This window comes from Streptomyces graminofaciens (assembly GCF_030294945.1).
Lineage (GTDB): Bacteria > Actinomycetota > Actinomycetes > Streptomycetales > Streptomycetaceae > Streptomyces > Streptomyces graminofaciens.
Genome location: NZ_AP018448.1, coordinates 7178432 through 7204113, shown reverse-complemented (window position 1 = coordinate 7204113; position 25682 = coordinate 7178432). Strand labels below are relative to the sequence as shown.

The window sequence follows — 25682 nt, the reverse complement described above, 5'->3', positions numbered from 1 at the left end:
TTACCCTAGCGGAAACTGATCGGTTTCGAGTGGGTGCGGGAGTCCAGGATGACGACAGATCGGCCGGTGGCACTCGTGACGGGTGCGTCATCCGGCATCGGGAAGGAAACCGCGCTCGCCCTGGTCGCAGCCGGATTCAACGTGGTCGGCACAAGCCGTGACACCTCACGCGTCACCCCGCTCGGCGGTTTGACGTTCCTCGGCCTCGACGTGGTCAGCGACACCTCGGTCACCGCAGCGGTCCAGGAGGTGAGCGAGCGGTTCGGGCGGATCGACGTCCTGGTCAACAACGCCGGCGTCGGCTCGATGGGCGCTGCCGAGGAAACCCCCCTCGCGCAGACCCAGGGCATGTTCGACACCAACGTCTTCGGGGTCATGCGCATGGTGAACGCGGTCCTGCCGCACATGCGTGCCCAGCGACGCGGGCGCATCATCAACATCTCGTCCGTGCTCGGGTTCCTGCCCCAGCCCTACATGGCCGCCTACGCCGCCTCCAAGCACGCGGTCGAGGGCTACACCGAGTCCCTGGACCACGAGGTCCGTGACCACGGCGTCCGGGCGCTCATCGTCGAACCCGCCTACACCAGGACCGGATTCGAGGCCAACAGCGCGAAACCCGACACCCCCCTACATGTGTACGCGAAGCAGCGACAGACCGTCGACCGCGTGATGACGGAGGCCATCAGGGACGGCGACGCCCCCGCCGTCGTCGCCAGGGCGATCGTCGCGGCGGCGACCGACACCAGGCCGAAGCCGCGCTACACCGCCGGCCCCCTGGCCGGACGCGCACGCGTACTGCGCCGCCTCGCTCCCGCCGCGGTCTTCGACAAGCAGATCCGCAGGATGAACCAGCTGACCGGCTGACGCACAGGCGCTGCCCGGGCTTTCCGAACAGCCGCGCCACCACCGGCCGACGCAGGATTCTCCACCGGGCCGCCGGTCTGCCCACCATCAACTCCGGCAAGCGAAAGGGCCCACCGACTCCGTCGGCGGGCCCTCACGAAAGATCGAGGCCAAGGGCTGTCCCGTAAATGATCTCCGAGCTGCCTCGGGCGTGCTTGGCCGTCGTGCGGGCCGCTCGTCTATCCGGCGAGGGCGAGGTTGTGCATCCGGGCGATGCCGAGCATGGCGTGGTGGACTCCGTCGCCTTTGAGGCGGCAGTCGCGGAGGATCTTCCAGGTCTTCATCCGGGCGAAGACGTGCTCGACTCGGGCGCGGACCTACCTGCTTGTGGGACTTGTTGTGCGCTTCCTTCCAGTCCGGAAGGTCTTCGCCCTTGCGCCGGCGGTGGGGCATGACGAGCCCGGTGCCGGGATAGCCGCCGTCGGCGATCGTGAGTGTTCTGCCGACGGCGGTTTTGGCGCCGGATTCCTCCCATGCCTTGCAGTCGTTGCGGTTGCCGGGCAGGGGCTGGCCGACCACGACGACCAGGCGGGTGCCGGCGTCGATGACGACCTGGTGGTTGGTCGAGTACCGGTCGTTCTTGGACTGCTCCGCCACCGTGTGGTCCCGGGTCGGGACCAGGGTGCCGTCCACGATGAGCACGGTGTCCTTGGCGAACCGCTTGCGGGGCTGGAGTGCGAGCATCGGCCCGAGGTGGTCGATGATGCGGTCCGCCGCCGACTTGGACACCCCGAAGAGCGGGGCGAGCTGGCGCATCGTCAAGTTCGTGCGCCAACACGCCGCGACCAGCAGGGCCCGGTCCTCCAGCGGGAGGCTCCACGGCCGGCCCTTGCGGACCGCATCCGCACCCTCGCGCCGCAGTACGGTCACCAGCTTGCCGAACAGGCGAGGGCTCAGCCCGGTGAACGGGGCTATCCAGGACGGCTCCGACGCCGTGATCACGCCAGCCACATCAAGATCATCTCATCCGTGGCCAGCAGCTACGGGACAGCCCTTAGGTTGCCGCCGCGAAAGCGTCGACGCCCGTGAGGTCGGCCGACAGCGCCCACAGGCGCGCGGCCTGCTCGGGGTCGGTCGCGTGTGCGTGCACGCCGCCTTCCGAGCCGTCGCCGGCCGGCTCGGCTATGTCGCAGTCCTCGCAGTACACGCCGCCCATGCCCGCCAGCTGGGGGGAGGTCGCCGCCCATACCTGCGTCGCCGCGCCCTGCCCGGGCGTCTTGAACGTGGGATCGGTCGGGTTGCCGTTCTCGTCGATCCAGCCCGCGTCGACCATCTCCGCCTTCGCAAGGTGGCGCTGCAGCGGAGTGAGGATGCTGCCCGGATGCAGCGCGAATGCTCTGACTCCGGCGTCGCGGCCGAGCGCATCGAGCTGCACGGCGAACAGTACGTTCGCCGTCTTCGCCTGCCCGTACGCCTGCCATCTGTCGTAGCCGCGCTCGAACTGCACGTCGTCCCAGCGCACGCCGGTGATGCCGTGGGCGCCGGAGGAGACGGCGACCACGCGCGCGCCACCGCGGGCGATCGCCGGCCAGAGATGGTTGATCAGCGCGTAGTGACCGAGGTGGTTGGTGGCGAACTGCGCCTCCCACCCGGGGCCGACCCGCATCTCGGGGCAGGCCATGACCCCAGCATTGTTGATCACGATGTCGACGTTGCGATCCGAGGCCAGGAACCGCTCGGCGAAACCGCGGACGCTTTCGAGGTCGGACAGGTCGAGGTCGTCGGTCTCGACGCCGTCGATGCCCTCGACTGCCTCCTGAGCGGCCGCCCGTCGCCGGGCGGGGACGACGACGCGGGCTCCGGCACCCGCCAGGGCGCGGGTTGTCTCCAGACCGAGTCCCGAATAGCCACCGGTGACGATCGCGGTGCTGCCGGACAGGTCGATCCCGCTCAGGACGTCGTCCGCGGTGCTCCGGGCACCGAAGCCCGATCCGATCTTGTGCTGAGGTGTCGTCATGACGGAGACGCTAGATGCTGAACCGCGCTCTAGGTCAAGGGCCGGTGACGGCGAACGTCCGGGGCCAGCCGTTGTGTCGGTGCTAGAGCACCACAATCGCCAACGGTGGCTATCCCGGTACCGGACTTGTCATGCCCCACAGGCGGCGCAAGGGCGAAGCTCTGCCCGGTTGAAGGGAGGCCCACAACAAGTCCCACAAGCAGGTAGGTCCGCGCCCGAGTCGAGCACGTCTTCGCCCGGATGAAGACCTGGAAGATCCTCCGCGACTGCCGCCTCAAAGGCGACGGAGTCCACCACGCCATGCTCGGCATCGCCCGGATGCACAACCTCGCCCTCGCCGGATAGACGAGCGGCCCGCACGACGGCCAAGCACGCCCGAGGCAGCTCGGAGATCATTTACGGGACAGCCCTTAAGGCTTGAGCACCGCCAGTACATCGTCGAGCGAAACGTCGGTGGGGTCACTCACATCAGAACCATCGAACGTCTGCCAGATATAGGACGCCGTCCCGCTCTCCCGCAGAGGATGCAGGTCGGCCAATTCCGGATCGTCCCGGAACCTGTTGAACGCCTCTTCGGACTCCCATTCAACGAGGAACAGAACCTGCCGTGGCGCGAGGTCACCAGCTACGTTGTCCCGGAAGCGACCAAACGCCACCATTCGACCACCGTACCGCGGAGCCGCTTCCGGCAAGCGGCTGAAATACGCAAGATATTTCTCCAGGTCGACCACGTCAAACATATTCAGGGCGTAAAACTTCTTCTTCTCTGAATTCGCGCTCATTGCTCATATCCTCTCCGGTGAGTTGGGGTTGGTGGTGGGGCCCCGCCGGGGGCCCGGTCTACTTGGTGAGCTGGGGGTACAGCCCTGCCAGGTCGCCGGCCAGGCCCGCCTTGACCTGCCGGGAGATGTCGTCGGCGAGCACCTCGTACGCGCCGGTCTCGACGCCGTCGAGGGCGAGGGAGGCGACGTCACGGGGGTCGGACTTGGGCGCCTCGACGCCAGCCGCGAGGTCCGTATCGACGTAGCCGACGTGCAGTCCGGTGACAGTGATGCCGCGCGACTGAAGCTCCAGGCGCAGGGAGTTGGTCTGCGACCACAGGGCGGCCTTGGAGGCGCTGTAGGAGCCGCCGAGGGCCAGCCAGGAAAGCACGGAGTGCACGTTCAGGACGTGGCCGCCACCATTGCGCTCGATGACCGGCACAAAGGCCCGGGCGACCAGAAGCGGGCCGTAGAAGTTCGCCTCGAACTCCCGGCGTATGTCGTCGATCGGGGAGTCGAGGAAAGACGCGCCGACCGAGGCACCGGCGTTGTTGATCAGCACGGTGACGTCCTGCGCCTGCGCGGCAGCGGCCGCCACGGAAGCCGGGTCGGTGACCTCCAGCGCCACCGGGACCGCGTCCGGGTGCGTCACGCTGCGCGGATCGCGGGCCGTGGCGTAGACCTTGCCGGCACCGCGCACATACAGCTCTTCCACGAGGGACTTGCCTATGCCGCGGCTGCCGCCGGTGACGAAGACGTTCGCGCCCTTCAAAACAGTCATGACTCTCCCCGGAGAATGTGAAACCGATCGGTTTCCAGAAGAGTAAACCGATCGGTTTTCCGACGCAAGCTCAAGCGTCGATCCGAACCCCGCCGCATCGGCGGGTGCGCTCGGGCGGCCGGGGCACGCGAGACGGCCGCGAGGGTGCCGGGAAAGGACGCACGCTCCGGCAGCACCGCCCCGACGAGGGCCTCGGACGCTCCCGGGGCGGCTCACCAGCAAGCTCCACCTCTCGGGCGAGGGCGGGTGACGCCAAGAAGGGGCCAGCTATCCATGTGCACACGCACGGCTCCGCGCAGTCGGCCCGGGCACGGACGGCCCCATGCAAAAGGTGGGCCACTTCACGCGGCACCCACCCGTCGCCGAGCGCCGTGCCCATAGCGTGCCCATAAGACCGGTGAACCACGGTCAACTACGGTGCGATCATGCGCTCCCGGGCGCCACACCAGAGCACGTATGCCCAGGTCAGAGGCTATCCGCCTCCCCAAGCGCCGTCGCTTCCCAAGCTGAGAGCGCGAGTTCGATTCTCGTCACCCGCTCCACGAAGAAGGCCCAGGTCAGAGACCCGGGCCTTTTTGCTGTGTGGGGTGATCAGCGGTCGCGTTTCCAGTACATGCCGTACCCCTCGCACAGGATGCCCAGGGCGAGGGTGTCGGAGATGCCGGCGGTCACGGGTGGGGTCCCGGATGGTGGGCTTCTCGTTGGGCGGCCAGGTGGTCCACAAGCGCATTGGGTGTGGAAGGGCAGCACGGGAATGCCCTGCCGCAAGGTCGGCGAGGCGCTCGGAGCGGCCTTGCCGGGTCGGGATCTCGCTGCCGTCCCTCACCCTCCCCGACCAGCCATCAGGCGTTCGCCACCACCGGCGTCAGGCGTGCCGTGCTCCGCAGCGAACCGGAAGCGGTCAAGGCGAAAAAATCTATGGATCTTCGCGGCAACCTTTTCGGCCTCTCGGACCACTAACAGCCTTGGGAGCGATTGAGTTCGGGGCGTGCTGGCCTGGCGGGTTGGCTGGTGGGTGATCAGCAGGCGGCCTGCCGGGCGAGCACCAGCTCAGTGCTCGCCTTGCGGCGGGTCGCCCGCCGGGCGGAGCGGTCAGAGACCAGGGTGGCGATCGCGAGGTGAGTCTCGGCGTAGGTCTCGCGGCGGCCGGTGAACCGCTGCAGGGGCCGCCACTGCTTGTACTCGGCATTGGTGTGCTCCACACAGATCCGCGCGGAGGACTGGCGGCGTCGCTGCTCGCGCCAGGCGTGGTGCTCGCCCAGCGGCGCGTCGTCCTTCGGCTTCTTCGGCGGGGCACTGACCTGGCCGGGGAACTCGTTGGCCAGGCCCCGGTAGCCCTCGTCGACTACAGCCTTGACCTTGGGGTGCCGGAGGAACTGCTCGGCGATGCCCTCGGTGCGCACGGCGGTCTGGTCGTGCATGCGGCCCGGCCGGACCACGCCGCTGAACAGGGTGCGACCCTGCGGGTCACTGAAGGTGGTGGTCTTGATGGTGTTCTGCTTCTTCTTGCCGGAGACGAACGCCTTGCGGCCGGAGCGGTGGGCGCGGGGGCGGCGGACCTGCACTTCGGTGCCGTCGATGCGCAGGTCAACGCCCTCCGTGCCGGCGTAGGCGAACAGGTCCTCCAGCGTGCGCAGCCGCACCCCCGGCCGGTCCGGGACGGCGAAGCCGCGGGCCGCCAGCAGCGGGCGGACCTCGCGAATCGCTCCGGAGACGGTGGAGCGGTCCACTGCGTACAACTCGGCTAGAGCGGCGTGCGGGATCCCAAGCCGCAGGTGGACCAGCGTGACCAGAAGTCGGTCGACGAAGACCAGGCGCTGCTTGGGCCCGGCGCCGGCCGCCCGTCTCCGGTCTCCGCCACGCCGCTCGTGTAGCGCCGACTCCCGCGCGGCCTGCCATCGGGGCGCGAGTTCTTTGAGCAACTCGCCGAAGTGTGCGCGCGGGACCCCGGACAGGGCAGGATGGGAACAGGCCGCACGGGCCCAAATAAACCTCACAACTTACCCAACCCGTAAGGCCGTTCTCATGTCACGGGCCAGTGCCACAGCACTCTTGATCGTTTACTGAGTGGAGCCTAGGCTCCTGTGCCCATGGAGATGGGGGAACCGGACCGCGGGCGGCGGGCATGGCGCGACGGGCTGGTCAGGCGTCGTGCAGCCGTGGCTCTGCTGGCCGGGGCGGCGGGGCTGGTCGTTCTAGGCACGGTGTTCGTCGTACTGCCGGGTGTGGTGGTCGACCACGATCTCGCCGGGGCGAGCGTCGCCGCACAGGATCGACTGAAGGCGGTGAACGATGTCCGTACGACGCTTCTGCAGGTGGTCGGCGGCCTGGTCGTGCTCTTCGGCGCGTACGCCACCTGGCGGCAACTGCGGGTGAGTCAGGACGGTTTGCGCGCCACCCAGGAGGGCTACGTCACCGACCGATTCAGCCGGGCCGTCGACCAGCTCGGCAGCGACAAGCTGGATGTGCGCATCGGCGGGTTGCACGCGCTGTGGCGGATCGCCGAGCAGTCCGCCCGCGACCGGGAGGCCATCATCTCCATCCAGGCCGCGTATCTGCGTACGCACCTGCCCTGGCCACCCGCCGGGCCGGAATCACCGGCGGCAGACGTGCCCATCAACGACATCGCACCCCTGGAGACTCGCGCCGCCGACGCCCAGGTGGCGCTGACCGCGCTCGGCGTGCTGTGCCAGCACCGGGAGCAGTCCTGGGTCAATCTCAGCATCACCGACTTGCGCCGGGCCGACTGCGACGGACTCTGGTTCCCCGAGGTCAACTTCGACCGCGCTTGCCTGGAGGCCGCGGGCCTGTACCACGCCAATCTGACCCAGGCGTCCCTGGTCTCGGTCAACCTGCGGCACGCCGACCTCACGACTGCGATTCTCCGCCGGGCTCGCTGCATTCTGGCCGACCTACGGGGCGCGAAGCTGGTCGAAACCGACTTGCGTGACGCCGACTTCACTGAGACCGACCTGCGCGAGGCGAACCTGCGCAAGGCCGTCGCCCACGGAGCGGTCTTCCAACGCGCTGATCTCCGCATGGCCGACTTGCGCGGCACCGACTTGAGCACCGCCAACCTTGTCGAAGCACGCCTGACCGGCGCCGTGGCCAGCGAGCACACCCGCTGGCCCGCCGACTTCGACCACACGGCCGCCGGAGTCGTCGACACCGATGACCCTGGCCCCGAGCCCTCGCCCCTACTCCAGCCCCCGGGGATGACGTGGCAGGCGCCACCGCTGCGGTCCACTCCCTGACCAAGACACGCCGGTCAAGACAGCGGCGACCGCGATCCGCCTGACGGCACCACTCCTCCTCAGCGGCGTCCTGATCGCGCAGGGGCCCAGACCGCCAGGCAGATCCGGGGCTGGTATCGCTCCCAAGGTCGTAAGCGTTGTCCGGCCAAGTGGTCCGGTCAGATGCAACGGCTGAAAGAGAGCACAGGCATGTCCCCGGAACGAGAGCACAGACATGTCCCCGGCCCACCCACGTCATCGATGGCGTCCCGCGTCGGCGGCCACCGTGCCGACGGCGGCGCGCGCGGTGACCGCCCGAAGCATCGTGGTCGTCGGTTGCTCGCGCGTCGGGGTTTCTGGGCGGGTCTCGCCATGGTGGTCGTGGCCGGCTCGGCTGTCGTGGTCAACCAGGCTTCGGCGCAGCAGAAAACCCTGGATCTGAAGAAGTGGTACGTGCTGGTCAACCGCAACAGCGGCAAGGTGCTGGACGACCGCGGCTCCGCCAAGAACGACGGCGCGGCGGTGGTGCAGTGGAGCCGTCACGGCGGGGCCAACCAGCAGTGGCGGTTCGTCGACTCGGGTGACGGGTACTACCGGCTGCAGAACCGGACCTCCGGCAAGGTGCTGGACGACTTCGGCTGGTCGAAGACCGCCGGCTCCGCCATCGTGCAGTGGAAAGACCTGAACGCCACCAACCAGCAGTTCAAACTGGCCAAGTCGTCGGACGGCTACGTGCGTTTGGTCAATCGCTTCAGTGGCATGGCTGTCGGTGTCAAGAACGCCACCAAGGCCAACGGGGGCGACATCGTCCAGAACCGCGACCGGGGCGGCGCCAACCAGCAGTGGAAGCTCGTCGCGGCCGGTAGCGCCGGCGGCACCGGGAACCCGGGGAACTCCGGCAGCACGCCCGCGCCCGGCGGCAGCGCTCCGGCGAGCCAGGCTCCGAGCGGCACCCACCCGGCGTCGCCGCCGGCGTCTCCGGCCGCCACCAACGGCAGCTCGACGGCACGTTTCATGGGCAGCGACAAGGTGTTCATCGGCGGTTCGATGACTGACGCCTCGGCGAACGCCGCGCCGTTCGACGTGCGCTACGCCTATATACACAGCCAGCCCGCGCCCACGTCGGCCGCCTATACTGCGTCGCGTTGCAAGGATGAGTGGTCGGGCTGGTGGGGCTGCTGGGGCGGCAGCAGCACGGCGCCCGGAAACCAGGTGACCTGGCAGGACAGCGTGGCGGCCAAGGCGACGTACCAGGGCAAGTCGCGACCGCAGAAGTATCTTTGGACCTGGTACTCGTTGCGCGACCTCGGGGACATGGCAGGCGAGGGTGACGGCCCGGGCGAGGTCAAGGCCATCAACAGGCGTGACCTGCTCACCATGTACCTGAACGACTACCGGTTCTTCCTCCAGAAGATCGGCAAGTCCCACGACATGATCGATCTGGAGCCCGACTTCTGGGGCTTCGCCCGGTCGCTCGGCAATCTGCACCAGGTTCCCTCGCAGGTCTCGGGCGCCAACCCGACGGACTGCGGATCGCAGGAGAACAGCGCCGCCGGACTCGCCCAGTGCCTGATTCACATGGCGCACAAGTACGCGCCGAACGCCGCCGTGGGGCTGCACCTCTCCTGCTTCGACTGGGAGAGCAACCTCCAGAAGTGCGTCAAGGACTACGCGGACCTCGGGGCGAAGAACGCCGACTTCCTGGTCACCGATGTGTCGGACCGCGACGCGGGCTGGTACGCACAGCCGGCCCACGGCGGCCGTGACACCTTCTGGACCGACCAGAAGGCCGCCGCCTCGCTGAAGTTCTGGAAGACGATGGCCGAGTCCGTGGGCAAGCCGGTGGTCCTGTGGCAGATCCCGGTGGGCAACATGGCGGGGAACAACACTCCCGGCCACTTCAAGGACGACAAGGTGGACTGGCTCTTCGCCCACATGGACCAGGTGGCGAACGCCCACATCGCCGGCCTGCTGTTCGGTGCGGGGTGGACGGAGCAGACGACGCCTGAGACCGATGGCGGAAACCTGATCCGCAAGACGATCGCGTATCACAACTCGGGTGGTACAGCACTCAAGTAGGCGAAGCTGACGAAATGCGCCCCCATCTCTTCGATGGGGGCGCCGATAGAGGCGGCCTTGGCGAAGGGGATGATCGTGCTGACAGGTGACGGCGGGGCCCCCAGCCGGATGGTCGCGGAGCAGCCATGGTCGCTCACGGCCGTAGTCATTGCTCGTTGCACGCTGCTGGGCCGCTCTTGTGCCCCATCTCCCACCCAGTAGGTGGCGCCGCTTCGGAGGGTGGCCAGAGCTTTCATGGGCGCCTCGTCATCACCAGCCAACAGCGATTCCAGCACAGGCCGTTCCATGGTCACCCCCGTTTGGATCGGCCGCACCACAAGCGCACCAGACCCAGCGGGGAACCACGGTGAAAGCAACCGGGCCCGAGGAAGCTGCATCACAGCCGTTCGTCCAGGTCAGTGCCCGAACCAGCCTCACATGCTCGCAGCTTCCCAAGCTGAGTGTCCCTTGTTGGCGGAGCCGGATGGCCCGCATTACGGGTGCGGACGTCTCCGCTCGTTCTCGCCAAGCAGCCTGCATCCAGCGTGCTTTCCGGCGTTGGAGGTTCCATGGACGGGACCACCCTCACCGAGCCTGAAAACCCACAGAACGGCCTCTGTCGGCCGGGGGGCACCTGACACCAGGAATCCGGGCCGAGTTACGCGATCGCACAAGCTGTCATCGAGCCAGAACCGGCAAAGCGGCATCATGTAGGCGTGATCACCATTCATCTGAAGTATGAGATTGACGCCGACAAGCTTGACGATTTCGAGGAATACGGTCGCCGCTGGATCCGGCTCGTCAACCGTTTCGGCGGGACGCACCACGGCTACTTTCTGCCGAGTGAGGGCGACAGCGACATCGCCTATGCCCTCTTCTCCTTTCCCAGCCTGGCCGTGTACGAGCAGTACCGCACGGACAGCATGTCCGACTCGGAGTGCCAGGAGGCATTCCAACTGGCCCGTGACACCCGCTGCATCAAGCGATACGAGCGCCGCTTCCTCCGGCCGCTCGACGGCCTGTCCTAGGCCGGCGGAAGGTGCGTGGTACGACCCTGCTGCGCGGCTGTACGCAGCGCTGCGATGACGGCCGTGGTCGTCGGGTTCGCGGTCTCGCTGCGACGCGTCGCGGCGAACAGCAGGCGCAGGATCGGGCGGTCCTCGATGGGCACCGCGCGGATTCCGGGTGTGGCCGGGTCGATGGCCGTCCGGGGGACGAGCGCGGTGGCGAGGCCGGCCCGTGCGAGGGCGAGCTGGGCAGCGATGTCGGCGGTGATGTAGCGCGTCGTGGGTGTGAAGCCGGCCTGGTGGCAGGCGTGCAGGATGGCCTGTCCGCAGTCCGTGGTCGGCGGCGGTACGGCGAGGCTGTGCGTGGCCAGTTCCCGCAGCGCGACGGGCGGCCGCTCCTCGGTTTGGTCGGCCGCGGTGACGACGAGCAGCGGATCGTCGAGCAGCGGGGAGACCTCGATGCCCCGGGGTGTGGCATCGGGCAGCTGGTGATACCGCTGTCCGAGCACCACATCGACGGTGCCGAGGGTGAGTTCGCGCAGTTGTGCCTGGTCGGTGACGAGGCAGGTCAGGGTGAGCTGCGGGTGGTGTGAGCCCAGCGCGGTCAGTGCGGGGGCCACGATCCGGGCGACGGTCGAGGGCAACGCGGCGAGGGTGGCGGTGGCGCCGACCGTGCCCTTGACCGCCGCGACGGCGCTCTCGGCCTCCTGCACGGCGGCGAGGATCCGGTCGGCGTGTTCGAGGAGCACCCGGCCCGCCTCTGTCAGTGCCACGGTCCGCCCGTCGGGGCGCAGCAGATCGACTCCCACGTCCTGCCGCAGCACGGACAGCTGCTGGGACACGGCACCTGCGGACAGCGCCAGCGACTGGGCGGCCGCGGAGATGGAGCCTCGGGCGGCGACGGTCTTGAGCATGTGCAGACGGCGGATATCCAGCATGACTCGATAGATTACCTAAAGGGTTCCATCAGAAATCATCCCCTTGACCTATTGAGTCACGGTGGGTGATCTTCGCCGCATGGAAATCTTCGATTGCATGACCGCGGTTGCCCGGCCCATCCACGATTTCGGTGACGAGTTCATGTCCAGCGAGGCGACCTCCGCCGTGGGCCTGCGTGCCGGCTTTCCCCCAGGGCGCGGCTTCTACTGTCGCGGCCGGTTCGGGGTACTCGGCGAGGCGTCAGTCCCGGTGGTCCAAGCAGTACAGGGCTTCCTCGGCCCCAACCTGGTTACCGCGGGCTGGCTGGCGGGAAAGCCCGTGATGCCGGCGGAGGAAGCCGCCGCCCGCTACGCACAGGCCGTCCGGACGTGGGGGCGCACCAACATCCCCGCCGACGTCGACGTGGAGCACTTCAACCACTTGGCACAGCAGCTGATCGACGCCGCCGACGCCGACGCACTGCCTCTGTTCGCCGGCTGGCGCGAGCAGCCCTGCCCTGCCGACGACCCGGTCGGTGCGGCCATGCAGCGCATACACGTACTGCGGGAACACCGTAGCGCCTGCCATCTGGCGGCGGTGCGCCTGAGCGGGCTGGGCGCCCGAGAGGCAATGGTCATCAACCTCGGCGTCGAGCAGGCGACCCACTACGGCTGGCACGACCCACAACCCGTTGCTGCAACCCTGATCCCCCGATGGCGGCGTGCCGAGCAACTCACCGATGAGCTGCAGGCGCCGCTCTACGCCACACTGGGCGACCGGCAACGTACCGAATTCGCCCAGCTCGTCAACGCGTTGACCGCCTCCCCGACCCCGTGACCGACGTCGAGAACACCGACAGGAACACGAAGCTCCGCCGGTCGTCATCACCCGCCCCGGGCGCCGACCCAAGCCAAATCCGATGCTTCGGACGGGTACCGGTGGACGACGGCGCCTACGACCGCGCCTGGCAGGTCCAAGAAATCCTCACCCGGCGCGGGCAGCACCGCAGCGCCAGAGCCGTGGACATCGCGGTGGCCGCCACGGCCGAGTTACAAGGGCTCGCTCTCCTGATGTCGGCGGCGTTGGGGTTGGTCATCGGCGGCTTGCGGTGGCGGCGATGACGGGTAGAAAAGCGAGGGCGAGGATGCCGCCGGTGAGGGCGAGGACGGGGTAGCCGACGGCGGCCACGACGAGGCCGGAGGCCAGGCCCCCGGTGGCACCTGCGATCGCGATCGAGACGTCGACCATGCCCTGGGTCTTGGCACGGGTGGCCAACGGCACGGTGTCGGTGATGATCGCGGTGCCGGCCACGAGGCCGAGGTTCCAGCCCAGGCCGAGCAGGGCGAGGGCAACGGCGAGCAGGGCGACGGAGTCGGCGGGTGCGGTGGCGGCGAGGATGCCCGCGGCCAGGAGGGTGATACCGGAGGCGACGGCGACCTTGATGCGGCCGTAGCGGTCGGCGAGTCGTCCGGTCACGGGCGAGGGCAGGAACATCGCGGCCACGTGGACGGCGATGACGAGGCCGGAGGCAGTGGTGGTGTGGCCGTGGTCCTGCATGTGGACGGGCGTCATCGTCATGATCGCGACCATGACGAGCTGGGTGAGGACCATGATCAGCGCGCCCAGGACGACTCCGGTGCTCCGTCCCTGGGCCGGAGCGACCTCGTCCCCGCTGGTGATGCTGCTGCCGATGGCCTGCTCGGTTTCGAGGGTCCGGGCGAGGAGCAGGGGGTCGGGGCGCAGCCAGATCGCCAGGACAAAGGCGGCGGCCACGTAGGCGACGGTGGCCAGGAGGAACGGGCCGGCCAGGCGGGGGATGCCGAAGGTGTGGGCGAGGTCGCCGGTGAGTGAGGTGAGGTTGGGACCTGCGACGCCGCCGAGGGTGGTGGCGACCAGGACGGTGGAGACGGCGCGTCCGCGGTGGGCGGGGGCGGCCAGGTCGGCGCCTGCGTAGCGGGCTTGGAGGTTGGTGGCGCTGCCTGCGCCGTAGACGAACAGCGCGAGGAAGAGCAGGACAGGGTTGTCCGCGACGGCGGCGGCGATGACACCGCCTCCGCCGACGGCTCCCGCCAGGTATCCGGCGGCAAGGCCTGGGCGGCGGCCTCGGGCCTGGGAGATGCGGCCGACGGCGACGGCGGCGACGGCGGATCCCGCGGTGAACAAGGCGCTGGGCAGTCCGGCCAGGCCGGTGGAGCCGAGCATGTCCTGTGCCAGCAGGGCGCCGACGGTGATGCCGGCGGCGAGGCCGGCGCCGCTGAGGACCTGGGCGGTGACCAGGACGGTCAGGACGCGTCGCTGTGCCTGGTAACGCGGGGATATCTCGGTCGTGACGGAGTCAGTGCTCGTCAAGGGGACTCTTTCGCTAGGGCGGCGGGGACCGGGAGGCAGGCCCGCCGCCGCGAGGAGCGGGCGGACGGCCGGGACGTGGTGGTCAGGAGGTGTCGATGGGCAGGTCGCCGCGTCGGCCGTATTGCCCCCGTTGAGCCCGACGGGGGCTAACCCGTTGAAGGACCCGACGATCGTGGCCCCGCCACAGTACGGCCGGTGAGCCGGGAGAGGCCCGCGCCGCAGAAGCGGTCGTGGGGCGGGGCGAGCGGCGTTGGGCCCCTCGCCCCGCCCCGAGGGCGGGTTCTGGGTCAGACCGCCGTCGGCTGAGGCTCGGGGGCCTTGCGGGTCAGGCGGCCGGCCCGGTGCAGTCCGTAGAGGGACGCGGCGCAGGCCAGTCCCAGGACAAGCAGCGCCAGCCAGGGCAGCGCGGACATGCCGGCCGAGCGCGCGGCGTCGAGGGCCGCCCCGGTGAGCAGGTTGCCCAAGGTGATGCCGACACCGCAGATGGTGTTGTAAAGGCCGTAGTGCGTGGCGACGAGGCGTTCGCCGGAGAGCCGGACGATGGTGTCCATCTCGAAGGGGTACGCGATCATCGTGCCCAGCGCCAGCAGCAGCGCGGCCAGTGTCGGCGGGACGGCGGCGAGCAGCCCGCGCCCCAACCCCTCGTCCGGTATGGGCACGGCCGTCGCCGCGAGCAGCGGTACGAAGGCCACGCCCATGCTCAACAGCCCCCAGGCCAGGGCCTGTCCGGGCTCCATCCTCGCCTTGCACCACGCGGTCACCCGGGTCTGGCCGAAGATCGTGGCCAGACCCGAAGCCGCGAAGAGTACCGCGACGGCCGCAGTCCCGAACTCGCCGTCGCCGCCCAGGCGTCGGACCTCCAGCGGCAACGCAAGATAGACCTGGAAGGACAGCACGTACGAGCCGATCATGGCCGTCGAGAAGAGCAGGAACGCGCGGTTGCGCAGGATCCCGGCCCACTGGGCCAGCACGCGCTCACGCCCGTCGGCTTTCGCGTCCGCCGCGTCGTCCGCCCGCCGGGTGGGCAGCGCGCGGATCTGTACGACGCTCAGCAGCGCGAAGACCGCCGCCGAGACGAGGCAGGTGATCCGGAAGTCGAAGCCGGTGAGCAGCATCCCCACCAGCGGGCCGAGCAGTATGCCCGCTTGGTAGAAGACGTTGAAGAGGGCGAACGCCTCGACCCTGCGCTCCCCCGCGTCGGCCGCCAGATAGGCGCGTACCGCCGGGTTGAACAACGCCCCCGCGAAGCCGGTGGCCGCCGAGGCGGCGAGCAGCGCGGGAACCGAGTCGACCAGGCCGAGGGTGGCGAAGCCTACGGTGCGCAGGACGCACCCGGCGACTATCAGAGGCTTGTAGCCGAGCCGGTCGGCAAGGGTGCCGCCGATGAGGAACATGCCCTGCTGGCTGAAGTTCCGTACCCCCAGGATGAGTCCGACGAGCCATCCGGCCAGGCCGAGGGAGCCGGACAGGTGGGCGGCCAGGTACGGCATCAACATGTAGAAGCCGAGGTTGATGGTGAACTGGTTCACCATGAGCAGTTGGACACTCCGCTCGTAGGAGCGGACCTGTGTGAGCATCGTCTTCACCGCGCCGCACCGCCTTCGGCGGCACCGGCCGATTCGGCCATCAGGGAGAGGGGGTCGCTGACCGTCGTGCAGCGGGTCCAGCGGGTGACTTCCTTCTCGTCCGGCCTGCCCACCAGTTCCGGTTCGGGTGCGGGTGTCACGCCCAACAGCCCACGCTCGGCGCAGTATTCGTCGTCGTAGACGGTCTCCAGGTATCGCTGGGGTCCGTCGGGGAAGACCGCCACGATGCGGGTGCTCGCAGGAGTCGTACGGGCGAGCCAGCCGGCCACCAGCGCGACCGCACCGACGCTCCAGCCACCTGTGGCGTAGTGCGAGGTGGCCAACTTCCTGCAGGCCCAGACCGATTCGCCGGGCGCCACCCAGTGCACCTCGCTGAAGTTCTCGTAGGCGACGTTGCGCGGGTGGATGCTGGAACCGAGACCGCGCATCAGGCGGGGTCGGGCGGGCTGGCCGAAGATGGTCGAGCCCACGGTGTCCACGCCCACCAGCCGCACCTCGGGGTACAGCTGGCGCAGGACGCGCGAGATGCCCGCGGAGTGGCCGCCCGTCCCGACGCTGCAGACCAGCACGTCGATGTGGCCCAGCTGCGAGGCGAGTTCGAGGGCGAGCGGGGTGTAGGCGAAGACGTTGTCCGGGTTGCCGTACTGGTCGGGGCACCAGGCTCCGGGGTTTCGTGCCAGTAGTTCGGCGACCCGGTCACGGCGGGCCTGTTGCCAGCCGCCGGTGGGGTGCGGCTCGGGGACCGTGTCGACGGTGGCGCCGTAGGCCGTGAGCAGCCGGGTCATGGACGGTTCGAGGCCCGGATCGGTGACCAGGGTGACAGGGTGCCCGTAGACCATTCCGGCCAGGGCCAGGCCGAGGCCGAGCGTGCCGCTGGTCGACTCGATGATCGGGCGTCCCGAGCGCAAGTCGCCGCGGGCTCGGGCCCGTTCGACCATGTGCAGTGCGGGACGGTCCTTGATGCCGCCGGGGTTGAAGCCCTCCAGCTTGGCCCAGAAACCCCGGTCGGGCGGGGAGAAGGGCTGGGATACGCGCAGAACAGGGGTGTTGCCGACCAGCCCGGGGAGGGTGGAGGCGGCGGGGGTGAAGTCACTCGTGGTCAGGGAGTGCATCTCTTTCGCTCTCGTTCGATGCGGACGTATGTGGACGCTCATCTCGCGCGGCGGCAGATGCGCGGCGCGCGGCGGTCCGGCCGGGGCCGACCTGCCAGGGCGGCGTCTATACGCGCCACCGGCAGAGGGAGATCAGAGCGGGCCGGCCGCCGCTGGGTGGGAGTCGTCGCGTGGCACCACGGAAATCGTGCGAGAGGAGGTCTGGCACGCCCGTCTGCGAGACGGCGGTGGTCGCAGACGGTGGGACGCGAGTCGAGGAGTTCCAGAACGTGGCGGCCTCTGAACCGGCGTCGTGACAACGGTCGGGAGAGTCCGGTGCGTCGAGAATCTCGCGCTCGGAGTTCTCCACGGGCGGCGGGACTTCACTCGACGCGGCGGCTGAGCGACCGTACGGCTGCTCCGAGGCATGGAGCTGATCACCGAGGCACGCCGACATCGCGAGCAGCAGGGCGTACAGCACGATCAGGACGAGTCCGCTCTTTCGGAGCGAACGTGCTCTTGGGGCATGGACAGGGACGGTGGCAGGGGTGGGGGGCACAAGTTCTCCGTGCGGCGCTGCCCCGGCCGGAAGGATCACGGCAGTGGCAGGGATCAGTGGGGGGGTGGTGGAAACGTCGTCGACCATCCCCGCGCCGCACCGAAGAACGGCATGCAGAGGAGGTCAGACGCCAGGAACCGGCCGCCGGGAAATACGCGACCACGGCTTTGGGCCGGGTCGGTGCCCCCTGAGAAATGACCGGTTCGGAAAGGCGCTGACCTAGATACGCAGAACCGCGGAGTCCGCCGCATGCTCTACCGGAGCCACGACGTCCTGGGCCGCTGTGTAATGAGCGCGCACCAGCTGAGACAGGCCGTCGTCACCATCGCTCGCCGAGCTCAGCGGAGACAAGCAGGGCACGCCGACACCGGGCGCCTGCGGAGGCTGCCCGAGCGAGCACTCCCCACCGGCGTGGTGCTGCCCGTGACCCTCGTGACGGTCGCCCGACGGATCGTGAGGAGTCTCGCCCGAGAGCATTGCCGACGTGGCACTCGCAACCTTTTCGCGGTCCACGGCGGGCGTGAAGTGAACGTCGGATACCGCGACGCCTTCGTCGGACGAGACGTGACGTACCGTGGCATCGGGGCTGACGGCATGCGTGTACAGCAGACCGAAGAGGAACAGGCCCAGGCCCACCATGCGCCACAGAACCGCTGTCGAGCGGCTCCGCTGCGCACCGGAGGGCGACCAGGCTGTAATCACGCCGTGATCCTAACCCGCCCCCGGAATCACTCCCACTTCGAACGACGGGAACACTGCGTAAACAAGCCATCCTGCGGATGCGGCTGCCCTCCGGAGGAACCAACCGCGTGCACGCCCACGGCACTTGACCAACTGCAAACAACGGTTTCGGCATCTTACGGGCCCTCATGCGCAGCATCCGGCAGACCCTGTTCTTCGCCCTCGTCCACAACGCCGCCGGCATCCCGCTCGCCGCCGGAGCGCTGTACCCGGTGTGGGGCATCCGCCTCAGCCCGTTCATCGCCGCCGCGATGACCCTGGCCTCCCTGTCGGTGGTCACCAACGCATCCCGCCCGCGGCGCCGGCGTACCAGCCCGCTGCCCCGCCGCAGCGGCAGCGGGCGAACCAGAGGGCGAGCCGCGTACGGAGACACCTGCCGATCACGCGCCCCGGCCCGCCACGACACCGGAGAGCGAAGTGGGCAACGAGCACCCTGCCCAAGATCATCAACACGAGTCCGCCACCGCTGTCATCAACGCCGGCTCCGACACCGCCTACCGGGTCGCGCTCGGCGGCCACCGGCTGACCGTCACCCACACCGACGGCTACCCGGTCCGGCACCAGCAGGTGGACGCCCTGCTCATCGGCATGGGCGAACGCTACGACGTCCTGGTCACCCTCGGCGACGGCGTCTTCCCCCTGGTCGCCGCGGCCGAGGGCAAGAACGCAGGGGGCCTGGCCCTGGTCCGTACGGGTTCCGGCCGTACACCGGCGGCGTCCGTACGGCCGAGGGAACGCAGCGGCCTGATCATGACGGTCGAGGCCGACGCCATACGCGCTGTGGCACCCGATGCACCCGCACGGCCACACCTACCGGCTCGGCGACTCCGGTCCCCGTAAGGACACCGCGATCGTCCTGCCCAAGAAGAAGCTGTCCGTCTTCTTCGACGGCGACAACCCCGGCCAGTGGATGCTGCACTGCCACAACGCCTACCACGGCGAGGCCGGGATGATGACGAACGTCGCTTACCAGGCATGACCTCGCGTTGGGTGGCATGCGGCGTGCTTGCGTGCCACCCAGCCGCCGGTGCGCGTCCTGGGCCGCATTGCTACGGAGGCTTGAGGCCTCGGGGATCTTTCGCATGACCTGAGATTGCTGTGACAGGTCGTTTCTTTACCTGGGCGGGACGGAACGGGCGATCTCGCGACGGATCCACCGACCCTGGCTCCGTCGTTCCCCAGACCGGGGCCAAAGCCTGCCCACCCCCTTTCACCTGGAGCACGCCCTTGCCTCCACCACCCCCCTGATAAGATCCGGCAATTTGTGCGAGGGCACGGGCCCTCGCAGGGGAGGGAACTTACGTGGGCAGACATGCCCCGGGACGGGGCGGGCTGGCCGCCGCCGTCTCCTCGCTGGCGGTCATCGTGGCCGCGTCCGCCGTCGTCCTGTCGGACGGCAGCGGATCCGCGGAAGCGACCGAAGCCGACACCACCGCGATCACGCTGGTCGACCCCAGCACCACCACACCGCGCACCGACCGCCCGTACGTGGCCGGCGACAGCGGCTTCCTGCACCGGCAGACCGGCAGGGCCGGCATGCTGTGGACCGACTACGCGACGGGCAGGACCGTCACCGTCGAGAAGGCCGACGGCAGCGTCTACACCCCGTCCTCGAACTGCTACTACATCGACTCCGAGTGCCGTACGGCCTGGTACGGGTCGGACAGCGACCTGATCGCCCTGCCGTCGTCGTCGGTGACGTCCTCGTCCGTCAGTCTCTGGGACCCGGCCACGGCCACGACCCGGAGCCTGAGCTGGGCCGGCTCCACCACCCACGGCTACTACCGGGCCCTGGCCGGAGACACGGTCGTCACCACATACTCCTTGATCGACAAGGTCGACGGCGAGTGGCGCCCCCGCAAGGTGACCGGTGACCCGACGGCCGTGGGGAGCACGGACGTCCTCGCCGCGGACTCCTCGGGCGTGCTCTGGTCGGTCGACACCGGCACGATCGGCTACATCGACGTCGACTCGGCCGTGAACACCGATGTGTTCGCCGACGCCACCTACGCCTCGCACTACGTGATGAGCGAGGACCGCATCGGCTGGTACCAGGCCGGCACCGCCGAGCTGCACCTGAAGTCCCGCACCGACCTCGCCGCCGCCGAGCAGGTCGTCACGCTGCCCGCGCACCCGGGCGCGCTCGACGGCGACCCGGTCCTGGTCGGCGACTGGCTGCTGCTGCCGCTGTCCTCCAGCTCGCTCGGCTCCAAGCTGCTCGCGGTCGACGTGAACGACCCCTCGGTGCAGCAGACCCTGCTGGCGAGCGCCGGCGAATACACGCTGGCGGCCGGTGACAAGAGCGCGCTGGTCACCGGCGGCACCGACGCCACCGACTGGTGGGTGCAGCGGGTGAGCCAGGCCGAGGACGGCACGCTGAAGCCGGCGAAGGTCCGGCAGGCCCCGGCGGTGGAGAACGCCAAGACGGGCATCGCGCTCAGCCGCGGCAGCCTGCGCGTCGCCGAGGACGACCCGAACGCCACCGCGGACACCACGTCCGTGCGCACTCTCACCACCGACGGCTCCGCCACGCTGACGGCGTCCGAGGCCACGGCGAGCGGCTCGATCCACGCCGCCCTCTGCCCGTACGAGGGCACCACATGCTCGGCGCTGTGGGGGAACGTCGACGCCGAGGACGTCTACCTCGACGCGAACGGCGGCACCGACGAGGGCGAGGGCATCGGCGACGACCGGCTGAAGGAAATCGGCGGCCACTACCTGGACTTCGGCGGCCAGGGCGGCCGAATCGTCGACGTCTCCGACGACTACGCCGTCTTCAACTCCGGCGGCACCACCCCGGCGCAGTACGTAGGCGAGTTCGGCCAGGGCCAGAAGCTGAAGCGGTCCGTGCGCGCCGCGGCTCTGAACGGCTCCACTCTCTGGAGCGCCACCACCACCGCCGGCACGCTCACCTCGTACAGCATCCCGCTGGCGAAGACGCTCGGCACGGTGACCGTCCCCGGCCTGGCCTGCGTGCCGAGCGAACTCCAGGCGGCGGGCCGCTGGGTGTACTGGGCCTGCGGGACGGACTCGGCGGGCGTGTACGACACCGAGGCCGGTACGTCGACGGCGGTCACCCCCGGTGACGTGCTCCTCGGCGACGGTTTCACCGTCCGCCACGACCATGGCGCGGGCACGCTGGTGCTCACCGAGGCGGCCACCGGCACCACTCGCACGATCGCCTCCGACCTGGCCGACAAGGGCCTGACCGCGGACCGCCGTTACCGCTGGACGGTCGACGAGTACACCGGCCTGGTCGCCTGGTTCGACGACTACGAGCGCACCCACGTCACCACGACGGGCATCGCGCCGTCCGCCGTGACGGCCTTCGAGACGTCGGCCGGCAGCTATGTGGACCCGGGCATGCCCTTCGAGGGCGACTGGGTGCTGTCCCGCCCGGTCACCTCCTGGTCGCTCACCTTCACCTCGGTGCAGAGCGGCGCGAACGGCAAGGCCACCCGCACGCTCACCGGCGGCGCGACCCCGGACAGGGTGACGACGACCTGGAACGGCAAGACGGCGAGCGGCGGTTACTTCCCCAACGGCCACTTCACCTGGACTCTGAGGGCGACCGGCCTCGGCACCACCGCGGCGAACACGGTGACCAGCGGCGAGGGCTTCCTGCAACGCGGCGCCGCCGTGCGCCGCGACTTCGTCAGCCCCGACGGCGCCGACGGCCGCGGCGACCTGCTCACCCTCAACTCCTCGGGCGGGCTGACCTTCCACAGCGGCACGGGGACGGGCAAGTTCGGCGACAAGTACACGGGCACCGGCTGGCCGACGAGCGTCAGGGCAATCCCCTTCGGCGACCTGAGCGGCGACCGCTGCAACGACGTCCTCGTGCGCTACAGCAGCGGCGCACTGCGGCTGTACAAGCCGGGCTGCGGGGCGGCGGTCAAGCCGTCGACGTCGTACACGACCCTCGCGACCAGCGGCTGGACGCAGTACGACGCCCTGACGTCGCCGGGCGACGTGAGCGGCGACGGCCGCCCGGACCTGATCACGAGGAACTCGTCCACCGGAGCGGTCCACCTCCACAAGGGCACGAGCGAGGGCAAGCTCGCCTCCCGCGTCAAGCTCTACGACAACTGGAAGGGCTACAAGAAGATCGTCGGCACCGGCGACATCACCGGCGACGGCAACGCGGACCTCCTGGCCCAGGACACGTCCAACAACCTCTACCGCTACAACGGCAAGGGCGACGGCACGTTCGCGGCCCGCGTCAAGGTGCTGTCCGACTGGGGCGGCTCGTACAACGCGGTCGTCGGGGTCGGCGACATCACGGACGACGGCAGGCCGGACCTGGTCTCCCGCGACACCAGCGGCAACCTGTGGCGCAACAGCGGTGACGGCAAGGGCTCGTTCGGTCCGCGGACGCGGATCGCGAGCGGCTGGAGCGGCTACAAGTCCCTTTCCTAGGTGGCGGGTTGGTCCTCCAAAGGCGCCCGGAGACTTGATGTCACCGGGCGCCTTCGCACGCCCCGCGTGATGTCGGCGCACAGCTGATGCTCCTGGGGTGGAGGGGGGACATATAGCCCGTCGCCAGACCCCGCCGGACCGGCGTCGTAGCCCTGCCCGACGGCCCGTAGCCTCCCCGAGGCGGCTCCGTCGTACCGGCTCGCGGCGACCACGACAGGAGACGGTGAACGCGGCCATACGGTGCTGCAGGGACGGCGCCGGCCCGGTTGCCGGCGTCCGATGAGCGGCGTCGCGGTGGGCGGCGTCGCGGTGGGCGGCGTGGCGGTGGGCGGCGTGGCGGTGGGCGGCGTGGCGGTGCCGTCGGTCTTCCCGCCGGGAGCGGGAGGGCCGACGGCACCTCATGGTGCCTCGTACGGCACGGGTGCTCCGCTAGGAGGCGTCACGTACCGTGCCGGTGAACTCCGGGCCCTCGACCGGCTCCCCGTTGGCGTCGTAGGTCCACAGGCGCAGCCGCAGCGACTCCGTGTCCTCGCTCAGCTGATCGGTGACGGTGGGCACGGACATGTCGATGCTCAGACTGCCCGCGGGTACTTCGGACATGAGCAGCGCGCCGTCCGGCAGTGCGGACAGTGGCCGCTCGGGATCCGGCGAGGCACCGAAGTGCTCGTCCAGCCACGTCGCGGGGACGTCCCCGGTGGACAGTTCGGTGCCGTCGGAGACGGGCAGCAGCTGCAGGTCCGTCCACAGGGCCACGTCGGCGGCGGCGGAGAGGGTGATCCGCCAGACCAGCGGTTGCCCCTCGGTGACCTGGTCCGCGACCGGTGTCATGGTCACCGTGGGCTGGGGGTCGTCGTTCTGCGCGGTGACGCCGCCCAGGGAGGAGCCGACCACCGCGCCGCGTACGGTCTTGACGGCCACCCGGTGTGCCGTGTCGGAGCTGTAGCGGGTGTTGCCCTCGACCGTCACGGGTACGTCGACGCGGGTGCCCGCCCGGACCTTCACCGTGCGCGCGACGGGGAAGTCGCTGCCCGGCTCCTCCACGAACAGCCGGACCTCGCCGCTGCCCGACCCGGACACCCGTACCGGCACCTGGTAGGTGCGCGAGCCGGAGTCGCCCTCCTTGACGGTGAGGTTGCCGACATCCACGCGCGCCAGCTTGGCGGGCTGGACGACGGGGGTGCCGGGGCGCCAGCCGTAGGCGTCCACCAGCCATGCCGTCCCGGACTCGGTACGCGGGGTCAGGCGCAGGGTTTTGACGTGGCCGAGGTCGATGCGCTTCCGGGTCTCGGCGGACAGGGGTACGCGGACCTCACGCGCCCAGTAGGAGGAGGTGCGGGAGGTGCCCGGCAGGCCGTCGACGCGGACCCGGCCGAGGTTCGCCCGCTTGCCGGAGGTGTCGGTGAGGGCGACGTCCAGCTCGGTGCCGGTGGTGTTCGGCGGGACGATCACGCGCAGGGTCAACTTCTTCGCTCCGGACAGGGAGACCGGAGCGGCGGGACTGAACCGGGTGGCGGTGCCGGAGCGGCTCCAGTTCATGGCCAGCGCGTACCGGCCCGGCTCCTTGCCGGGGGTCACCCTCCGCCACTGGGTGAAGTGCGGGGAAGCGGTCCTGAGGGCGGGGTCCAGGCAGGAGACCTTCGGGTCCGGGTCCACCTGGGCGCACAGCCGACCGCCGCCGCTGACCTTGGCGGAGGAGGCCGGAAGGAACGCTCCCGAGCGGGCGGCGCCGACGGCGTGGGTGAGGACGCGGGCGGGTCCGGCGGAGGCTGCACGCGCGGGCGACCCGTCGAGCAGCGGGCGGACCCGGTCGTCACCGGCGACGAACAGCCGGGCCGCGGCGGCTATGTACGTCGAGCCCGCCTTCCGCTGCTGCTCGGCGGTGAGCCGGGTGGCGGTGCCCGGCGAGCACAGCGGGTCGTGCCCGTCGCCGCCGTAGGAGAAGTCGTCGTCGGCCGGTGCCGTGGCCTGGCCGGGGGTCCACTCGCTGTTGAAGTAGTTGTGGTTCGCACCCGTCATGTAGACCGCGCTGTGCAGGGCCTTGCCGCGGCTGACCCCACGGGTGCCGTCGACGTAGTACTCGCCCTGCAGGTCGATGACGTCTCCGTCGCAGCCCGGCAGGATCGACACGGACGGCACGTCGGGTGCGGGGTTCTGGCCGAAGATCGTGGGGCCTATGAGGACGGTTCCGCGTATCGTCCAGCGGGTTTTGCCGTGGTAGCCGTCCTGGTCGGCGGGCGGCGGGGTGAGGCTGTCCAGCGCGGCCCGGTCGACGCCCTCACCACCACGGGAGTGGCCCACCAGCAGCACCCGGCCGAGGTCGGCGCGGGGCGCCCGTCGTACGACGTCGGGGGCCGTGGACGGGTCGGCGGCCCAGTCCGCCCAGTGGGCCAGGTGCAGCCGTATCAGCGAGGAGCGGGCCTGGGCGCCGGCGTCGTCGGCCTGCCAGTCCTGGGCGTTGACGGAGTTGGCCGAGATCGAGACCGTCACATAGCCCTGGGAGGCCAGGAGTTGCTGGTCGTGCAGGTATCCGCGGTAGCTCGGCACCGGCTCGTGGTCGGCCGGGCAAGGCCATTCGAGGGTCAGGTCGTCGCCCTTGAAGCAGGTGGCGTGGCGCCCGTGGAGGAACAGCGCCAGGGGGCGGCTGCCCGTGGCGCCCTTCGGTGCGACCACCACGGCCTTCATCTCCACCTCGGTGTCGTAGCCGGGCAGGTGGACCGATGGCAGGGAGTACTCACCGCTGGTCGTACGGAACGAGCCGGCCACACCGGGGTCGACCTTGTTCACGGTCGCGGCCCGGGGCAGGCGCGATGGGCCCGAAGAGCTGTCGAGTCCGCGGCGCTCACGGGCCGCGGCCTTCGCTCCGGCCGCGTCCAGACGGCGCCCTCCGGCCTCGACCCGCAGGTCGTCCGTCCTTCCGAGGCTCACCCCGTCGAGCGGCAGCCGGAAGGTGCGCCCGTCCGCGGCGGGTCTGGGGATGCCCAACAGGCGTTCCCCGCTGCGGAACTCGACCTGGGCATCGCCCACCGGCACCTTCTCGGGCGAGCGCCACACCAGCTCTGCCGACTCCCCGGACCCGGTGGTCCGCCAGCCCTCGGGAAGCCCCGCGGACGGGGAAGCGGACAGCAGCCCGGGGTCCGGTTCCGGCGCCGCCTGCGCCGCCCCCGGCGACGCCAGCGCCAGCGCGAGGGCCGCTGCCACAGCGGCCGTCACGCGCGAGACACGGATCACTTCTGTTCCTCCTCATGGTCAGTGCCCCGAGAACCCCACGGGCCCCGGGCTCCCCCGACGCACCAAATGCAACACATCCGATCGCTCTGTC

17 protein-coding genes and 5 pseudogenes are annotated in these 25682 nt (G+C 69.8%); 9 read left to right on the top strand and 13 right to left on the bottom strand.

Features of this window, described 5'->3' with window-relative positions; translation table 11 throughout:
- Window positions 1-48: 48 nt before the first annotated feature.
- Window positions 49-864: an oxidoreductase gene (locus SGFS_RS31215; RefSeq protein ID WP_286255224.1), complete on the top strand. Its 816-nt coding sequence runs from the start codon at window positions 49-51 to the stop codon at window positions 862-864.
- Between the two features lie 218 nt (window positions 865-1082).
- On the opposite strand, the pseudogene SGFS_RS31210 reads toward SGFS_RS31215, so the two are convergent.
- Together SGFS_RS31210 and SGFS_RS31205 are read right to left on the bottom strand one after the other, a co-directional pair.
- Window positions 1083-1854: pseudogene (locus tag SGFS_RS31210) on the bottom strand (transposase).
- Window positions 1855-1897: 43 nt separating this feature from the next.
- A complete protein-coding gene (locus SGFS_RS31205; protein WP_286255223.1) occupies window positions 1898-2860 on the bottom strand; it encodes an SDR family NAD(P)-dependent oxidoreductase in 963 nt (320 codons plus the stop codon).
- 92 nt (window positions 2861-2952) lie between these two features.
- Between SGFS_RS31205 and SGFS_RS31200 the strand changes: the two are divergent.
- A pseudogene (locus tag SGFS_RS31200) lies at window positions 2953-3205 on the top strand (transposase family protein); the annotation flags it as partial.
- 65 nt (window positions 3206-3270) lie between these two features.
- Here the strand turns inward: SGFS_RS31200 and SGFS_RS31195 are convergent.
- The 4 genes and pseudogenes from SGFS_RS31195 to SGFS_RS31185 form a co-directional block, all read right to left on the bottom strand.
- A complete protein-coding gene (locus SGFS_RS31195; protein WP_286255222.1) occupies window positions 3271-3642 on the bottom strand; it encodes a DUF1330 domain-containing protein in 372 nt (123 codons plus the stop codon).
- A gap of 58 nt (window positions 3643-3700) precedes the next feature.
- Complete coding sequence (locus tag SGFS_RS31190) at window positions 3701-4402, bottom strand: SDR family oxidoreductase (RefSeq protein WP_286255221.1); 702 nt, start codon at window positions 4400-4402, stop codon at window positions 3701-3703.
- 612 nt (window positions 4403-5014) lie between these two features.
- Window positions 5015-5116, bottom strand: a pseudogene (locus tag SGFS_RS51865) (flavoprotein); the annotation flags it as partial.
- Window positions 5117-5421: 305 nt separating this feature from the next.
- Window positions 5422-6324, bottom strand: coding sequence for a transposase family protein (locus tag SGFS_RS31185; RefSeq protein WP_286246902.1), 903 nt, complete (start codon window positions 6322-6324; stop codon window positions 5422-5424).
- Between the two features lie 168 nt (window positions 6325-6492).
- Between SGFS_RS31185 and SGFS_RS31180 the strand changes: the two genes are divergently transcribed.
- Both SGFS_RS31180 and SGFS_RS31175 read left to right on the top strand, forming a co-directional pair.
- A complete protein-coding gene (locus SGFS_RS31180; protein ID WP_286246900.1) occupies window positions 6493-7656 on the top strand; it encodes a pentapeptide repeat-containing protein in 1164 nt (387 codons plus the stop codon).
- 240 nt (window positions 7657-7896) lie between these two features.
- The gene (locus SGFS_RS31175; protein WP_434028093.1) at window positions 7897-9714 is read left to right on the top strand and encodes an RICIN domain-containing protein; all 1818 of its coding nucleotides are present in this window, start codon (window positions 7897-7899) and stop codon (window positions 9712-9714) included.
- Here SGFS_RS31175 and SGFS_RS31170 read toward each other — a convergent pair.
- A complete protein-coding gene (locus SGFS_RS31170; RefSeq protein WP_286255219.1) occupies window positions 9684-9989 on the bottom strand; it encodes a hypothetical protein in 306 nt (101 codons plus the stop codon). The two genes, SGFS_RS31175 and SGFS_RS31170, sit on opposite strands and share 31 nt — an antisense overlap.
- A 420-nt stretch (window positions 9990-10409) precedes the next feature.
- On the opposite strand from SGFS_RS31170, the gene SGFS_RS31165 reads away from it, so the two are divergent.
- On the top strand, window positions 10410-10721 hold the full coding sequence (locus tag SGFS_RS31165) for an NIPSNAP family protein (RefSeq protein WP_286255218.1): 312 nt from the start codon (window positions 10410-10412) through the stop codon (window positions 10719-10721).
- Here SGFS_RS31165 and SGFS_RS31160 read toward each other — a convergent pair.
- A complete protein-coding gene (locus SGFS_RS31160; protein ID WP_286255217.1) occupies window positions 10718-11638 on the bottom strand; it encodes a LysR substrate-binding domain-containing protein in 921 nt (306 codons plus the stop codon). The two genes, SGFS_RS31165 and SGFS_RS31160, sit on opposite strands and share 4 nt — an antisense overlap.
- A gap of 61 nt (window positions 11639-11699) precedes the next feature.
- On the opposite strand from SGFS_RS31160, the gene SGFS_RS31155 reads away from it, so the two are divergent.
- Both SGFS_RS31155 and SGFS_RS31150 read left to right on the top strand, forming a co-directional pair.
- Window positions 11700-12455, top strand: a complete 756-nt coding sequence (locus SGFS_RS31155; protein WP_286255215.1) for an SCO6745 family protein — start codon at window positions 11700-11702, stop codon at window positions 12453-12455.
- An 86-nt stretch (window positions 12456-12541) separates the two neighbouring features.
- A pseudogene (locus SGFS_RS31150) lies at window positions 12542-12688 on the top strand (PIN domain-containing protein); the annotation flags it as partial.
- 22 nt (window positions 12689-12710) lie between these two features.
- On the opposite strand, the gene SGFS_RS31145 reads toward SGFS_RS31150, so the two are convergent.
- The 4 genes from SGFS_RS31145 to SGFS_RS31130 all read right to left on the bottom strand — a co-directional run bounded on the left by SGFS_RS31145 (window position 12711) and on the right by SGFS_RS31130 (window position 17905).
- Window positions 12711-13967 (bottom strand): MFS transporter, encoded by a 1257-nt coding sequence (locus SGFS_RS31145; RefSeq protein WP_286255214.1) that lies wholly within the window; start codon window positions 13965-13967, stop codon window positions 12711-12713.
- Window positions 13968-14254: 287 nt separating this feature from the next.
- Window positions 14255-15553, bottom strand: a complete 1299-nt coding sequence (locus SGFS_RS31140) for an MFS transporter (protein ID WP_286255213.1) — start codon at window positions 15551-15553, stop codon at window positions 14255-14257.
- The gene (locus tag SGFS_RS31135) at window positions 15550-16665 is read right to left on the bottom strand and encodes a PLP-dependent cysteine synthase family protein (RefSeq protein ID WP_286255211.1); all 1116 of its coding nucleotides are present in this window, start codon (window positions 16663-16665) and stop codon (window positions 15550-15552) included. The genes SGFS_RS31140 and SGFS_RS31135 overlap by 4 nt, the downstream gene beginning before the upstream one ends.
- A gap of 757 nt (window positions 16666-17422) precedes the next feature.
- Window positions 17423-17905: a hypothetical protein gene (locus SGFS_RS31130; protein ID WP_286255210.1), complete on the bottom strand. Its 483-nt coding sequence runs from the start codon at window positions 17903-17905 to the stop codon at window positions 17423-17425.
- A gap of 507 nt (window positions 17906-18412) precedes the next feature.
- Between SGFS_RS31130 and SGFS_RS31125 the strand changes: the two are divergent.
- Both SGFS_RS31125 and SGFS_RS31120 read left to right on the top strand, forming a co-directional pair.
- Window positions 18413-18923 (top strand): annotated as a pseudogene (locus tag SGFS_RS31125) (multicopper oxidase domain-containing protein); the annotation flags it as partial.
- Between the two features lie 323 nt (window positions 18924-19246).
- Entirely contained in the window at window positions 19247-22363 is a 3117-nt protein-coding gene (locus SGFS_RS31120) for an FG-GAP repeat domain-containing protein (protein WP_286255209.1), read from the top strand.
- A 429-nt stretch (window positions 22364-22792) separates the two neighbouring features.
- On the opposite strand, the gene SGFS_RS31115 is transcribed toward SGFS_RS31120, so the two are convergent.
- Window positions 22793-25591 (bottom strand): alpha/beta hydrolase, encoded by a 2799-nt coding sequence (locus tag SGFS_RS31115; protein WP_286255207.1) that lies wholly within the window; start codon window positions 25589-25591, stop codon window positions 22793-22795.
- Between the last annotated feature and the right edge of the window lie 91 nt (window positions 25592-25682).

What these genes read in the sequence shown, in the direction of transcription:
- SGFS_RS31215 (WP_286255224.1), top strand. Translation starts at nt 49, where the DNA reads ATGACGACAGATCGGCCGGTGGCACTCGTGACGGGTGCGTCATCCGGC.
- SGFS_RS31205 (WP_286255223.1), bottom strand. Translation starts at nt 2,860, where the DNA reads ATGACGACACCTCAGCACAAGATCGGATCGGGCTTCGGTGCCCGGAGC.
- SGFS_RS31195 (WP_286255222.1), bottom strand. Translation starts at nt 3,642, where the DNA reads ATGAGCGCGAATTCAGAGAAGAAGAAGTTTTACGCCCTGAATATGTTT.
- SGFS_RS31190 (WP_286255221.1), bottom strand. Translation starts at nt 4,402, where the DNA reads ATGACTGTTTTGAAGGGCGCGAACGTCTTCGTCACCGGCGGCAGCCGC.
- SGFS_RS31180 (WP_286246900.1), top strand. Translation starts at nt 6,493, where the DNA reads ATGGAGATGGGGGAACCGGACCGCGGGCGGCGGGCATGGCGCGACGGG.
- SGFS_RS31175 (WP_434028093.1), top strand. Translation starts at nt 7,897, where the DNA reads ATGGCGTCCCGCGTCGGCGGCCACCGTGCCGACGGCGGCGCGCGCGGT.
- SGFS_RS31160 (WP_286255217.1), bottom strand. Translation starts at nt 11,638, where the DNA reads ATGCTGGATATCCGCCGTCTGCACATGCTCAAGACCGTCGCCGCCCGA.
- SGFS_RS31135 (WP_286255211.1), bottom strand. Translation starts at nt 16,665, where the DNA reads ATGCACTCCCTGACCACGAGTGACTTCACCCCCGCCGCCTCCACCCTC.